Source organism: Mesorhizobium sp. USDA 4132, assembly GCF_056279545.1.
The window spans coordinates 1,204,806-1,217,511 of the sequence record NZ_JBWCCP010000001.1 but is presented as its reverse complement, the minus strand read 5'-3'; the positions used below and the strand labels follow the sequence as shown (position 1 = coordinate 1,217,511).

Annotated in this window: 19 protein-coding genes; 9 read left to right on the top strand and 10 right to left on the bottom strand. The window is 61.1% G+C overall.

Annotation, left to right across the window (positions count from 1 at the left end; translation table 11 throughout):
- A complete protein-coding gene (locus ACZ9IU_RS06320) occupies positions 1 to 393 on the bottom strand; it encodes a DUF930 domain-containing protein (protein ID WP_038541055.1) in 393 nt (130 codons plus the stop codon).
- Positions 394 to 751: 358 nt separating this feature from the next.
- Between ACZ9IU_RS06320 and ACZ9IU_RS06315 the strand changes: the two genes are divergently transcribed.
- The 5 genes from ACZ9IU_RS06315 to ACZ9IU_RS06295 all read left to right on the top strand — a co-directional run bounded on the left by ACZ9IU_RS06315 (position 752) and on the right by ACZ9IU_RS06295 (position 4,737).
- Positions 752 to 973 carry a type II toxin-antitoxin system HicB family antitoxin gene (locus ACZ9IU_RS06315; protein WP_038541051.1) on the top strand — a complete coding sequence of 74 codons (222 nt, stop codon included), beginning with the start codon at positions 752 to 754 and terminating at the stop codon, positions 971 to 973.
- A 69-nt stretch (positions 974 to 1,042) separates the two neighbouring features.
- On the top strand, positions 1,043 to 1,168 hold the full coding sequence (locus ACZ9IU_RS06310; protein ID WP_275452107.1) for a hypothetical protein: 126 nt from the start codon (positions 1,043 to 1,045) through the stop codon (positions 1,166 to 1,168).
- 97 nt (positions 1,169 to 1,265) lie between these two features.
- The gene (locus ACZ9IU_RS06305; RefSeq protein WP_038548906.1) at positions 1,266 to 3,359 is read left to right on the top strand and encodes a S9 family peptidase; all 2,094 of its coding nucleotides are present in this window, start codon (positions 1,266 to 1,268) and stop codon (positions 3,357 to 3,359) included.
- A 290-nt stretch (positions 3,360 to 3,649) separates the two neighbouring features.
- Positions 3,650 to 4,165: a DUF1697 domain-containing protein gene (locus ACZ9IU_RS06300; protein WP_038541046.1), complete on the top strand. Its 516-nt coding sequence runs from the start codon at positions 3,650 to 3,652 to the stop codon at positions 4,163 to 4,165.
- Between the two features lie 296 nt (positions 4,166 to 4,461).
- Positions 4,462 to 4,737, top strand: a complete 276-nt coding sequence (locus ACZ9IU_RS06295; RefSeq protein ID WP_038541043.1) for a hypothetical protein — start codon at positions 4,462 to 4,464, stop codon at positions 4,735 to 4,737.
- Positions 4,738 to 4,746: 9 nt separating this feature from the next.
- Here ACZ9IU_RS06295 and dmeF read toward each other — a convergent pair whose 3' ends face one another.
- On the bottom strand, positions 4,747 to 5,730 hold the full coding sequence (dmeF, locus tag ACZ9IU_RS06290) for a CDF family Co(II)/Ni(II) efflux transporter DmeF (RefSeq protein ID WP_038541041.1): 984 nt from the start codon (positions 5,728 to 5,730) through the stop codon (positions 4,747 to 4,749).
- A 20-nt stretch (positions 5,731 to 5,750) separates the two neighbouring features.
- On the bottom strand, positions 5,751 to 6,023 hold the full coding sequence (gene dmeR / locus ACZ9IU_RS06285) for a Ni(II)/Co(II)-sensing transcriptional repressor DmeR (protein ID WP_038541037.1): 273 nt from the start codon (positions 6,021 to 6,023) through the stop codon (positions 5,751 to 5,753).
- Positions 6,024 to 6,150: 127 nt separating this feature from the next.
- Between dmeR and ACZ9IU_RS06280 the strand changes: the two genes are divergently transcribed.
- Both ACZ9IU_RS06280 and ACZ9IU_RS06275 read left to right on the top strand, forming a co-directional pair.
- The gene (locus ACZ9IU_RS06280; RefSeq protein ID WP_038541034.1) at positions 6,151 to 6,711 is read left to right on the top strand and encodes a hypothetical protein; all 561 of its coding nucleotides are present in this window, start codon (positions 6,151 to 6,153) and stop codon (positions 6,709 to 6,711) included.
- 153 nt (positions 6,712 to 6,864) lie between these two features.
- Positions 6,865 to 7,278, top strand: a complete 414-nt coding sequence (locus ACZ9IU_RS06275) for a MerR family transcriptional regulator (protein ID WP_038541031.1) — start codon at positions 6,865 to 6,867, stop codon at positions 7,276 to 7,278.
- A 19-nt stretch (positions 7,279 to 7,297) separates the two neighbouring features.
- Here ACZ9IU_RS06275 and ACZ9IU_RS06270 read toward each other — a convergent pair whose 3' ends face one another.
- Both ACZ9IU_RS06270 and ACZ9IU_RS06265 read right to left on the bottom strand, forming a co-directional pair.
- Positions 7,298 to 7,660, bottom strand: a complete 363-nt coding sequence (locus ACZ9IU_RS06270) for an HVO_A0114 family putative DNA-binding protein (RefSeq protein ID WP_038541029.1) — start codon at positions 7,658 to 7,660, stop codon at positions 7,298 to 7,300.
- On the bottom strand, positions 7,647 to 7,976 hold the full coding sequence (locus tag ACZ9IU_RS06265; RefSeq protein WP_477484367.1) for a toxin-antitoxin system TumE family protein: 330 nt from the start codon (positions 7,974 to 7,976) through the stop codon (positions 7,647 to 7,649). Before ACZ9IU_RS06265 ends, ACZ9IU_RS06270 begins: the two co-directional genes overlap by 14 nt.
- Positions 7,977 to 8,060: 84 nt before the next feature.
- On the opposite strand from ACZ9IU_RS06265, the gene pip reads away from it, so the two are divergent.
- Positions 8,061 to 9,047 (top strand): prolyl aminopeptidase, encoded by a 987-nt coding sequence (gene pip / locus ACZ9IU_RS06260; protein ID WP_244447483.1) that lies wholly within the window; start codon positions 8,061 to 8,063, stop codon positions 9,045 to 9,047.
- A 186-nt stretch (positions 9,048 to 9,233) separates the two neighbouring features.
- Positions 9,234 to 9,722, top strand: a complete 489-nt coding sequence (locus ACZ9IU_RS06255) for a GNAT family N-acetyltransferase (RefSeq protein ID WP_405029375.1) — start codon at positions 9,234 to 9,236, stop codon at positions 9,720 to 9,722.
- Between the two features lie 16 nt (positions 9,723 to 9,738).
- Here ACZ9IU_RS06255 and ACZ9IU_RS06250 read toward each other — a convergent pair whose 3' ends face one another.
- The 5 genes from ACZ9IU_RS06250 to ACZ9IU_RS06230 form a co-directional block, all read right to left on the bottom strand.
- The gene (locus ACZ9IU_RS06250) at positions 9,739 to 10,068 is read right to left on the bottom strand and encodes a type II toxin-antitoxin system HicB family antitoxin (protein ID WP_038541020.1); all 330 of its coding nucleotides are present in this window, start codon (positions 10,066 to 10,068) and stop codon (positions 9,739 to 9,741) included.
- Positions 10,065 to 10,319 (bottom strand): type II toxin-antitoxin system HicA family toxin, encoded by a 255-nt coding sequence (locus ACZ9IU_RS06245; protein WP_038541017.1) that lies wholly within the window; start codon positions 10,317 to 10,319, stop codon positions 10,065 to 10,067. The genes ACZ9IU_RS06250 and ACZ9IU_RS06245 overlap by 4 nt, the downstream gene beginning before the upstream one ends.
- Before the next feature lie 44 nt (positions 10,320 to 10,363).
- The gene (locus tag ACZ9IU_RS06240) at positions 10,364 to 11,278 is read right to left on the bottom strand and encodes a cytochrome c (RefSeq protein ID WP_157885084.1); all 915 of its coding nucleotides are present in this window, start codon (positions 11,276 to 11,278) and stop codon (positions 10,364 to 10,366) included.
- 84 nt (positions 11,279 to 11,362) lie between these two features.
- Positions 11,363 to 11,803 carry a c-type cytochrome gene (locus ACZ9IU_RS06235; protein WP_038541011.1) on the bottom strand — a complete coding sequence of 147 codons (441 nt, stop codon included), beginning with the start codon at positions 11,801 to 11,803 and terminating at the stop codon, positions 11,363 to 11,365.
- 181 nt (positions 11,804 to 11,984) lie between these two features.
- Complete coding sequence (locus ACZ9IU_RS06230) at positions 11,985 to 12,617, bottom strand: LysE family translocator (protein WP_038541008.1); 633 nt, start codon at positions 12,615 to 12,617, stop codon at positions 11,985 to 11,987.
- Positions 12,618 to 12,706: the final 89 nt, after the last annotated feature.

The following is a 12,706-nucleotide window of genomic DNA, read 5'->3' as shown; positions in this document are numbered from 1 at the left end:
TCACTCGTAGAGGTAATACTTTTCCCACTCTTCGCGCGGGACTTTCGAACCGATCTTGTAGTCGAAGGACATCACTTCCAGACCCTTGTCGCCGGTCTCGCACTTGTATTTGAGCCGATACCAGTCGCCGGCACTGCGGAAGACAGCACCCGGCGCCCGGATGGCGTTGCCATCTTCGACCGGCTGGGAAAAGGTATAGGCGATCACCTTATCCGGTTTGAACTCGCCCTTGTTGTCCTTTTTGATGCGATCCATCGCCTCGATATCGCAGCGCTGTTCGCGCCGTTCATCCGGGGCGAGCGCATCGAGCTGCCGGACGATATGGGCATCGAGAGCATGCGCCGGCAGGGCGGAAAGAAGAGCCAATGCTGCGACTGACCAGGTTTTTATCATGTCATTTCCTATCCAATATGACTCGGACGGCCGGAAACTATGAGACGGTCACGCAATTGACCACCTACCAGAACGGGAAATAGGATGATGTGATCGGGTTGGGGTAATGGGGCGGAGAGGTGAGCAAGCGTCTGGAACGAATGCGCGCCAACCCGCGAGCGGACTGGCGAATTGAAGAGATTACGGCAATCTGCGAGGAGTTCGGTATTTCCTGTTCAGCGCCGCGATCCGGAAGCTCTCACTATAAGGTTAGCCATCCGATGATGCGCGAAATCCTGACCGTGCCTTTCAAACGACCGATCAAGCCAGTATATATTCGAAAGCTTGTGCAATTTATCGACGCTGTGAGGGCTTTCTCATGAGTCCATTGCGATATCCCGTTCTGGTCTCCCCGCTTTCTGCCGAAGATGGCGGTGGTTTTCTGGCAACGGTGCCGGATCTTCCCGGCTGCATGAGCGATGGCGAGACACCGCAGGAGGCCCTTTCCAACGTGCAGGATGCGATCGAAAGCTGGATCGAGGCGGCGCAGGACATGGGGCGGGATATCCCCGAGCCTTCACGGCAAGCGGCATTTGGGTAATTGCCAGTGATCGAGGATTTCCCGCCGCTGCCGCTCTCGGATTAGTTGGATCTTAAGAGGACTCAGCAAATGACACGCGAGCAACTCATCCTGCTTCTGATGCCAGCGGTTGGTTTGGCACTCGTCGTTGCTTTCGTCTTCTGGCAAAGCTGGCGAGATGGTGTTCTGCCGAACCAGAAGCCCAAGAAGAAGTAAGCACGCCACCCTTACCCCGCTTGCCTAGCGCCCAAGCGCCCCCTATCTCTGGCACTCCTCGCATCACAATCGGAGTGCTTCCTTGGCCACCTCCCGCATATCGCCCTTCACCGATCTTCCCGCCGCTCCCGTTGTGCCCAGGAAGCCGGTTTCCGATACCCGCCACGGCATTACCCGCACCGACGACTATGCCTGGTTCCGGGCCGACAACTGGCAGGCGATGTTCAAGGATCCGTCGCTCCTCGATCCGGAAATCCGCAAGCACCTGGAGGCCGAAAACGCCTATATGGAAGCGGCCATGGGCGACACGGCCGAGCTGCAGAAGACGCTGTTTGCCGAGATGCGCGGCCGCATCAAGGAAGACGATTCATCCGTGCCGATGAAGGACGGGCCGTTCGCCTATGGCACGCTGTTCGTCACCGGCGGCGAGCAGCCGCATTACTTCCGCACCCCGCGCGACGGGGGCGACAAGCAGCTCCTGCTCGACGGCGACAAGGAAGCGGTGGGCAAGGATTATTTCCGCCTCTCAGGCATCGACCACACGACAGATCATTCGCACGGCATCTGGGGTTATGACGACAAGGGGTCGGAATATTTCACCCTGCGCATCCGCGATCTTGCGACCGGCGAGGATCTGGCCGACGTGGTCGAGAATACCGGCGGCGGCGGGGTCTGGGCGCCTGACGGCAAAAGCTTCTTCTATACGCTACAGGACGAGAACCACCGCCCCTCGAAAGTCTTCCACCACGTCGTCGGCCAACCGCAATCGGAAGACCGGCTGGTCTATGAGGAGGAGGACCCGGGTTTCTTCATGGGCGTCGGCGGTTCGCTGCTCGACGACTTTATCTATATCGACATCCACGATCACGAGACGTCGGAATACCGGCTGCTCTCAACCAAGGACCTGACGGCCGAGCCGATGCTGGTCGCCGAGCGCGAGGAAGGCATCGAATATTCGATGACCGAAGGCGGCGACGTCTTCTACATTCTTACCAATGACGGCGACGCAAAAGACTTCAAGATCTGCCAAACGCCGGTTACCGCGCCGGGCAAGCAGAACTGGACCGAGGTCGTGCCGCACGAGCCCGGCCGGCTGATCATCAGCCACATGGCGTTCGCCCGCTATCTGCTCTGGCTGCAGCGCAAGGACGGGCTGCCGCAGATCATCATCCGCGACCGGACGACCGGCGAGGAACATGCGATCGCCTTTGCCGAAGAGGCCTATTCGCTCGGCCTGCAGGGTGCCGCCGAATACGACAGCGACGTCATCCGCTTTTCCTATTCGTCGATGACGACGCCGAGCCAACTCTACGACTACGACATGACCACCCGCGAGCGGGTTCTCCTGAAGACCCAGGAAGTGCCGTCGGGCCACAATCCGGACGACTACGTCACCCGCCGGGTGATGGCGCCGGCGCATGACGGCGAACTGGTGCCGGTCTCGCTGCTTTACCGCAAGGATACGCCGCTCGACGGTTCGGCGCCCTGCCTGCTTTACGGCTACGGCGCCTACGGCATCACCATTCCGGCCGGATTCTCGACCAACAACCTGTCGCTCGCCGATCGCGGCTTCGTTTATGCCATCGCCCATATTCGCGGCGGCAAGGACAAGGGGTTCGCCTGGTACGAGAACGGCAAGATGGAGCATAAGCACAATACGTTCAAAGACTTCATCGCCGCCGCTGACTATCTGAATCAGGAGAAGTTCACGTCTTACGCGAACATCATCGCTGAAGGCGGTTCGGCCGGCGGCATGCTGATGGGCGGCATCGCCAACATGGCACCGGAAAAATTCGCCGGCATCATCGCCGCCGTTCCCTTCGTCGATGTGCTCAACACCATGCTCGACGATACGCTGCCGCTCACTCCACCGGAATGGCCGGAATGGGGCAACCCGATCGACAGCCTCGAAGAATACCAGTGGATCGCCGCCTACTCGCCTTACGACAATGTCGAGGCGAAACCCTATCCGCCGATCCTCGCCATTTCCGGCCTGACCGACCCGCGCGTCACCTACTGGGAGCCGACCAAATGGGTCGCCAAGGTCCGCGAGTTCTCGACCGGAACCGCGCCGATCCTTTTGAAGACTAACATGGCGGCCGGCCATGGCGGCAAGTCGGGTCGCTTCCAGCGGCTGGAGGAGATAGCGTTCGAATATGCGTTTGCGATCAAGGTGGCGGGGAAGATGTAAGGGCGATTCTCACGGAGAGGGTATGCCGTGTCCGCCCCCCTCTGGCCTGCCGGCCATCTCCCCCACGGGTGGGGAGATCGGCTGGGCGCTAGCTCACCGCTCTACACTCAGCGTCTTATTCTGCGCGCTGCACGACGCTTGTTTGGAAGCGATGGTCGCGCCGCTTGTGATCTCCCCACCCGTGGGGGAGATGGCCGGCAGGCCAGAGGGGGGCGGATGCGCGATGCCCTTCAATGCAAGTCCGGCGACACCGGAACGCGCTAACGGGTTGCCCTTCGGGAGGGGAGAAAATGACCGTCTACATTGCCCTGCTTCGCGCGGTGAACGTCGCCGGCACAACACTCCCGATGACCGAACTGAAGTCCATCTGCGAAACCCTCGGCTTCGCCGACGTCAAGACCTATATCCAGAGCGGCAATGTGCTGTTCCGGTCAGATGAGGCGGAGGCAAAGGTGGCCGACAAGCTCGACGAGGCGCTGGGTCGGAAGTTCGGCAAGAAGCCGGGCGTCATGGTTCGTTCGACGCAGGAGCTAGAGGCGATCGTCGAAAACGCGCCCTTCCCCGAGGCCAAGCCGAATTTCCTGCTGGTGCATTTCCTCGCTGAAAGGGCCGCCAAGGATGCACTCGACAAGATGGTCGCGCCGGACGGCGAAGAGGCGGTCGTCGCCGGGCGCGAGATTTATGTCCATTATCCGATCGGCTCGGGCAAATCGAAGCTGAAGCTGCCGGCGCTGAAACCAGGTACGTCGCGCAATCTCAACACCGTGCGCAAGCTCGCCGAAATGGCCCGCGTCATGGAAGGCTGAACGTCCGATGGCAGGCATCGTCATTCCGATCGTCTGCCATGCTGTCATCTTTCACGTCCCGGGCGTGGCTCGGATTTCGCCCGCCAGAGCGGCTTTACCTTGAGCGGCTAGGGACCCGCAGAGCGATATCCGACAGGTTTATCAGCAACCGGAACGGATGCGGAACGCGCCGAACAGCCGTTCATTGTCATTTTTTTGTCAAGCCCCTGCCGTCAAACCGAAACATCAGACGCAAGCCTCGCGCAAGCTTCGTGCGTTAACTATTTGTTAACCATTCTGAACACGGGCGTTTCGCCATGAAGATCGATAGCGGCCTCAACGGCTATTATTATCCCAACCGGGCACAAGAGATGGACCGGAAAGTCGAAGAAGCGCCCCAGCGCGAGACTGTCGCCGCCCAGCGTTCTCCGAATGCCCTAACGGGAAGCAGCACGTTGCTGTCGCCTTCGCTTGCCAACGCGCTCTGGGTCATGGAAATCGACGATGCGGGTTCCGCAAACGTCGACATGCAGGTGCGGGCCGCCCAGCAGGACTGGGTCGAAGGCCGTTACCAGGAATTCGCCGAGTTCTAAAATGCTCTTCTACGCTGCTTGAGCCGGCGTGACCTCCACCGTCACATGCGACAAATCCCGGATGCTCCGGAGCTTATCCTTGTAGAAGGACGGCGCCCGGGGATTTGGCGTGACCAGCGCGACGATTGCCGCATGGTGCCCCGGCCCTACCTGCCAGACATGCAGGTCGGAAATCCTGTCCTCCTCCGTCTCGACGCTCCGGCGGATCTTGCCTGCCAGTTCCTGGTCATCCGGCTGCGCATCCAGCAATATCGTCGCGGTCACCCGGATCAGCCCCCAGGACCAGCGAGCGATCACCAGGCCGCCGACCACACCCATGACCGGGTCCAGCCAGGACCAGCCGTAGGACCGGCCGAGAGCGAGCGCGACGATCGCCAGCACCGAGGTCAGCGCATCGGCAAGAACATGCAGGTAGGCGGCGCGCAGATTGTGATCCTTGGCAGCCCCGTGCGCATGGGCGCCATGATGACCGTGGTGTCCGTGATGGCCGCCATGATGATGACCGCCGTCATGGGCATGGCCGCCGTCATGGGGATGATGATCCTCCCGCAGCAGCCAGGCGCTGAGCAGGTTGACCGCCAGCCCGGCTACGGCCACGAAGATCGCCTGGTCGAAATCGATCGCAACCGGATTGGCGAGGCGGGCAAAACTCTCCCAGGCGATCAACAGCGCGATCAGGGCGAGCACGATGGCGCTGGCGAAGCCGGCGAGATCGCCAAGCTTGCCGGTGCCGAACGTGTAGCGCGGATTGCGGGCCTGGCGGCGGGCATAGAGATAAGCGAGCGCCGCAATCAGCATGGCGCCGGCATGAGTGGACATGTGCCAGCCGTCGGCTGTCAGCGCCATCGAGCCGAAGACCGAGCCCGCGACGATTTCCGCCACCATCATCGTCGCGGTCAGTGCGATCACCAGCCAGACCTTGCGCTCGTTGCGCTCATGGTCGGCGCCCAGAAACACGTGCTCGTGCTCCAGCTCCTCGATGGAATGGGCCATTGTCTTCTCCTTCGTTTCGATCAGCGGATATAGGTGCGGAGCGCCTCGGCGAGTTCGTCCACCGCCTGCGCCCTCTGTTTTTCATTGTCGGCATGCAGCACATGCTCATGGAGGTGATCTTCCATGACCTCGCCGGTCAGCCCGGCGAGCGCGCCGCGGATCGAGGCGAGCAGTTGCAGCACCTCGCCGCAAGGCGCTTCGGCCTCGAGCGCCCGCTCGACTGCCTCCATCTGCCCCTTCAACCGGCGCACCCGCGCCAGAAGCTTTGCCTGTTCCCGAATGGTATGCGCCACGAATGTCTCCACGTAATATAGGGGGGTACCCTATATCCCCATGCGCGGCCGACACAAGCCCAATCCGAAAGCTCCGTGCAGGTTTCGGGACCTAAGCCGCTAGTGGTCTCACACAAGGAGAGTCGCGATGACGACGATTGGCAGCACCAACCCATATTACGCATCTCTTTACGGTATCCTTGGCAAGAACGGCGGCGACAAGAATGCTTCGGGCGGCAGCGCCAATGACTACGCGGCGCCGCGGCAGTCCGTATCGGGCGGCATGACCGGCAGCGACACGGTGTTCGGCGCGAAACTGGCCGACAGCCTCTGGACGATGGAAAGCCAGGGTGTCGACATCGACCAGAACGCCGGCGATACCTGGCTTGGCGAAGCGCCCTCGACGAAAGACGAGGACGAATTCCTGGGTCTCGCCAAGAAGACCTTCGCCGAGCGCATCCGCGAACAATATCTCAAGGACAAGGATATTACTGAACACGATCTCAAGATCATGTCGGCGAAAGACCGCGAGGCGGTCGAGGCGGATATCCGCAAGGCAATCCTCGAAGCCATGGGCGTCAACGGCCAGAAACAGGAAGCGACGATGGACTTGGGCGGCAATCCAGCGGCCCTGGCGCAGGGCAACGCGCAGAAACAACAACAGCAGCAGCAGAACGGCACCGAGGACGATCCGCTGCTCTCCATGTAAGGTTACAAAGCCTTCAGCGGCCGCAGCCTTGTCAGCCAGGGCTGTGGCCGTTTTACGTTGGGCGACCGGCGCCATGTCCCCCGCTTGCCTTCATGCCGATGACTGACTAGATAATTCCTCTAGTGACTAGAGCTACAAGAGGAATTTTCAGCCATGCTGTCGATCGGCGATCTTTCGAAACGCACCGGCGTCAAGGTGCCGACCATCCGCTATTACGAGCAGATGGGTCTTATCGAAGCGGCGGAACGTTCGGAGGGCAACCAGCGACGTTATGAGCGAAACGACCTCGAACGGCTCGCCTTCATCCGACACGCCCGCGACCTCGGGCTCGACATCCCGGCGATCCGCGAACTGATCGCGCTCAGCCAGCACCCCGACCTCCCTTGCGTCAACGCCGACAGGATCGCCGCCGATCATCTGGTCGCCGTGCGCGAAAAGATCGAAAAGCTGAAGAAGCTGGAGCACGAACTCGAACGGATCATCTCGCACTGCGACGGCCATTCGATCGAGGACTGTTATGTGATCCGGGCGCTATCCGACCACGGGCTGTGCGAGGGGGAGCATTGAAGGGCGGCGACGGCTTGCCTTAAGCGGCAGCCTCGATGTCGAATTCCAGGTGGATACGATCATAGGGAAAGACGATCCCCCCGCCCTCGGCCTTATCGATCACGCCACTGACCAGCAACATGTCCACGTCGCTGTGCACACCCTTGAAATCCCGGTCGACCCTGCGGGCCACCTCCCGAATGCTCAAAGGCCCCTGGCCCGTCATCGCCTGCACGATTTCCAGCCGTTTCGGCGCCAGAACACGATGGAGCATCTCCCAGGAAGGAAATGACAATACACTCGTCGCGGGCCTGCGCTCACCGACTTTGGACGCCTTTACGGCTTCAGAAACCGACGCCATGGACTGTTCGAGCGTTTCGATCTTCACCTTAAGGGTTGTCACGCAGCCATCCTCTCACGTCGGCAGTGAAATCGGCCAGAAGCTGGTCGATATCCTTGAAAAAATAGGCTGTTTCCAGCGTACCGAAATGCCTGTGATCGCCTTTTCCAGCTTCATTGTCATATCGCAACACGCACTCGCCTCCGGCCACCAGCGCCATGCTGTACTTGAATTCATGAGCGCTTCCGCGTAGCGAAGCCGGCACCTGCCAGATCACGACTTCAACGAACACGCCTTCCCGCAGATAGCTACGCGTCCTCTGAACCAATGTCGCTTTCGCCATTCGAGGCCTCGTGATGCCTGATGTAATATACTCCATCACGAGCAATCGGCAAGCAGGAAGGCGCCTATCGGAACCGCGCATTGGACGGGCGGGGTGGAGACGCAACGGGAAGGAATGCAGATGACCGAACAGATGCCAACCACGCCGCCCACCCTCTTCCCCGCCCTCGCCCCATACCAGACCGGCTTCCTCGACAGGCCCGACGGCAACCGGATCTTCTTTGCCCTTTCCGGCAATCCAGCCGGCAAGCCGGTGCTGTTGCTGCATGGTGGGCCGGGGTCTGGCATGTCGGAAAGCGCCAGGCGGCATTTCGATCAGGCGGTGTGGCGCATCATCCAGTTCGATCAGCGCGGCTGCGGGAAAAGCACGCCGAATGCCGGGGATTTCAGAAACGATCTCGCCGACAACACGACACAGCATCTGATCGGCGATATCGAGGCTTTGCGGAAGCACCTGCAGGTGGGATGCTGGCTGGTATTCGGCTCCTCCTGGGGCGCGACGCTGGCGTTGGCCTATGCGCAGGCGTTTCCCGAACACGTCCGCGCGATCATCCTCGCCGGCGTCACAACAACGCGCTTTACCGAGATCGGCTGGCTCTATGACGGGCTGTCGATCTTCCTGCCGGAGGCCTGGGAAAAGTTCGTCGCGGCCATTCCGGAGCCCTTGCGCGACCGCCATCCTGTTTCCTCCTACCATGCGCTTCTCAACGACCCGGACCCGGCTATCCGCCAGAAGGCCGCTTTCGATTGGCATCATTGGGAGGCAGGCTCGATCTCGGCGGAACCGCAGGCCGGACTGCCGGCCCGCTGGCAGGATCCGGCTTTCGTGCTCGCCCGGGCGCGGCTCTGCGTCCATTATTTCGAGAACCGTGCCTGGCTGGAGGATGGCCAGCTATTGCGCGAGGCTTATCGGCTTGCCGGGATAGCGGGCGTGCTGATCCAGGGCCGGCTCGACCTGCAGGGGCCGCCGGCGACTGCCTTCAATCTGGCAAAAGCCTGGCCGGGAAGCGAGCTGGTGATGATCGAGAATGCCGGCCATTCTACCGCCGATCAGGGCATGGCGGAGGCGATCGTGGCGGCCGCCAGCCGTTTCGCGGATGGCGCTTGACAAGATTTGAGATCGGGAGCATCTAGACGCCATGATCAACACGCGCACGACCACCGCCTGCTCGTATTTTTGGGCCTTCCTTTAAAGGGCGGCTCGACAGATCACCATGTCAACAAGCCGCCGTCAGGCGGCTTTGTTGTTTCAAACGGCACCTGACGGCAAGAAGACCGAAAAAGGATGCCGGAAATGACGGAAGATACCGATATCACCCTGCCCCGCCCGCCGGTCGTGACGATCCGCAACGCGAAATCGCGCGACCTGCCGGAACTCAACGAAATGATCGCGCTGCTTGCCGCGCATCACAACGACCCCGCCGCCATCACCCCCGAAAAACTCGAGCGTGACCTGTTCGGCGCCATGCCCTGGATCAGCGCGCTTGTTGCCGATACCGGCTCGGATCTGATCGGCTACGCCATCCTCGTGCCGCTCTACCGGGCGCAGGAAGGCACCCGCGGCATGGACCTGCACCATCTCTTCGTGCGAGACGGCCATCGCGGCCACGGCATCGGCCAGCATCTCGTGTCACGCGCCCGCGAAATCGCCAAGAATGCCGGCTGCGACTATCTTTCGGTCAGCGCCGCCACCGGCAATTTCGCCGCCCACCGCTTCTACGAACAGATGGATTTCAAGCCGCGCCCGGTCACCGGCATGCGCTACACGCAGGCGCTGGCGTGAAATCTGCGGCCGAGGCCTATCCGGCGGCCTTGGCCAGGATTTCGCCTGCCCATTCGTTGAGGCTTTTTCCAGCCAGCTCCGCTGCTTTTGCGGCACGGGCGTGAACGTCGGGGTCGATGCGAAACATCACCCGGCCGGAATAGGGCTTGTGCGGAGATCTTCCAAGTCGTTCACAGGTTTCCAGATAATCGTCGACCGCCTCGTGGAAGGCGGTCTTGAGATCGACGACGGAATCGGCGTGAAAGCCGACGACATCGGCAATGCCGGCAATGTGCCCGACAAAAATCTCGTCTTCGGCATCGAATTCGATGCGGGCCGAGTATCCCTTATATTCCAAGACATTCATGGCTCTATTCCTAACTGAGACAGAAAAAGCCGCGCATCCTTGATCTGATATCGCTTCGCTTCCTTATCCGGGTGGGGTCGATGGAAAAACACGACCAATCCGTCTTTTTCAAAACGAACTCGCGATCCGCTGCCCTCGAGCAGATGGCATCCAACCGCGATCAAAAGATTTTCGACGTCGCTCCAATCGATGGACGGCGACACCGGATCCTGAAATATGGCGACAAGCGTCTTGCGCTGCTTGCTGTTCATGCTAGCACTTTAATGCATGCTAGCAGATTTTGCAAGCAATCCACCTACCTCGCCGGCACCGCCTTCAGGTAGGCCGCGATCGCTTCCAGATCGCTTTTTGGCAGATGGGCGATGTTCTGCTGTACCTCGACCATCGAGCCGCCGACGGTGTCGAAATCGGGGGTAAAACCGGTTTCGAGATAACCGGCGATGTCGCTCTGGCTCCAGGAACCGATATTCTTCGAGCCCGGCGTGATGTTGGGGATGGTTCCCTTGCCTTCCGGATTGGGACCGCCGGCAAGCCAGCGGTCGGGGAGAAAACCGCCCGTCGCGTCGCGCGGCGTATGACATTCGCCGCAATGGCCGGGCCCTTCGACCAGGAACTGGCCGCGCTTGACCTTGTCGTCGGCCAACGCGAGCTCAACCCGCGGCTGGTCGTTGAAATAGAGCAATTTCCAGCCGCCGACCGCCAGGCGGATATTGTAGGGGAACGGCAGCTCGTGCGGCGGGGCGACATTGGGGCTCGCCGGCAGGGTCTTCAGGTACCCGAAGAGATCGTTGACATCCTTGGCCGAAAGCCTGGAATAGGAACCGTAGGGGAAAGACGGAAAAAGGTGTTCGCCGTCAGGCCCAACGCCGCGGGTGGTGGCATTGCCGAACTGCGCCAGCGTCCAGTTGCCGATGCCGGCTTTCGGGTCGGGCGAGATATTGGGAATATGGAACGTGCCGAACGGGCTCGGCAGCGCCCTGCCCCCGGAGAGAACCTTGAGTGCATCGCCGGTGGCACCGGTCGCTGCATGACAGCTCGCGCAGCCGCCGGCCCAGAAAAGCTGCTCCCCCTTGGCAAGATCGGGGGCGCCGAGACCTGCCCAATGGGAATCCGGATAGGGATCGGGCTTGGTCGGCGCCAAGGCCATGGCTGTGCCGGCGGCGATCACCACGACGCCAGCCGCCAGGATTCTTGACCATATCGATGCCATTGCCTTCATCCTCCGGCGTTACTTTGCAATGCAAGGACGGCCGCAGAAAACTGCGGCCGTCCCGATGCTAAGACAGGGCAGCGATCACTTCAGGCGAAAGTTCTGATGGCAGGTGTTGCAGTTGCCGCCGAGCGTCTGCAGGGCCTTGCCGACAGCGGCCTGATCTGCCGGCATGGACGCCAGAACAGCCTCCGCATCGGAACCGAGCTTCTGTGCGTTCCCACGGAATTCGGCGTTCTTTTCCCAGATGGCCGGTGCCGCCTTGGTCTTGTCGCCCGTCTCTGAACCTGCCGGGAACTGATCGGGGAAAGCCTTGATATTGGTGCTGATCGTGGTCAGCGCCGTGCGGACCGCAGCCTGGTCATAGGGTTTTTCGCCCTTGGCGATACCACCCAGAGCGCCGGCTGCGCCGCCAATACCCTTCATCAGCGCCTGGCGCTTGGCAATTGGGGTTTCCTGCGCGGTCGCGGCCGTAAATCCAAGACAGAGTACGGCCGCGGCGGCGGCAATCAGTTTAAACTTCATCCATTCTTCTCCTCATCGAGCCGGTCACGCCGGCGCAGTTTTGCGAGGATCATGATTGCCGGCTTATGCGTTTGAAAAAAGTAACGTTCCTGTCATGACGCCGCGAGCGGCCTGCCTGTTGCCCGTCGGGCACGGAATATGAAGGAACTGTGTCTGTTGGCCGACGGCCGTCGCCTGCCCTTCAGGCCATCAACCCTTCCCAGAGCGTCAGCATGGACACGGCAAGCAGCAGCAGGCCGGCGATCCGTCCCACCCAGATCGTCGCATTGCCGTTGCCGACCAGGAATTGCCGCGCGTGGCCGGCGGCGGCGGCAAGGCCGCCATAGATCGCGAACTGGGTCGTGGCCGTCATCGCCGCCATGATTGTCGCCTGCGGGGCAAGCGGGCCGAAATCCGGCCGCAGGAACTGCGGGTAGACGGCGAGCATAAACAGATAGGCTTTGGGATTGATGAGGCAGGTCACCGCGCCGCGCCGGAACGCTTCCCAGTTCGACCGCGTGTCCGCCGGACCGACATGGTCGACGGTGATCGAACTGCGGATCAGGCTGACGCCGATCCAGGCCATGTAGAGCGCGCCGACGATCAAAAGCGGCTTGAACAGGACCGGCATCAGGCTTGCGAGCAGGCCGACGCCGACCGCGCCATAAAGCGAGTGCACCAGCCCGCCGGCGATGATGCCGGCGGTGGCAGCCATGCCCGCGGTGCGTCCGCGGGTCAGCGAATTGGCGAGCACGAAGATCATGTCCATGCCCGGCACGACGATGATGCCGAACAGAAGCGTGAAAAAGAGCCAGAGGTTTTCGGTGTAAGTCATGTCAGTTTCCAGAGCCTTGGATCATCGGCTTCGAATGCCGAAGCCTTGTTTTTCAATCGGATATGCGCTCCTATACGGCAGCCCAACTG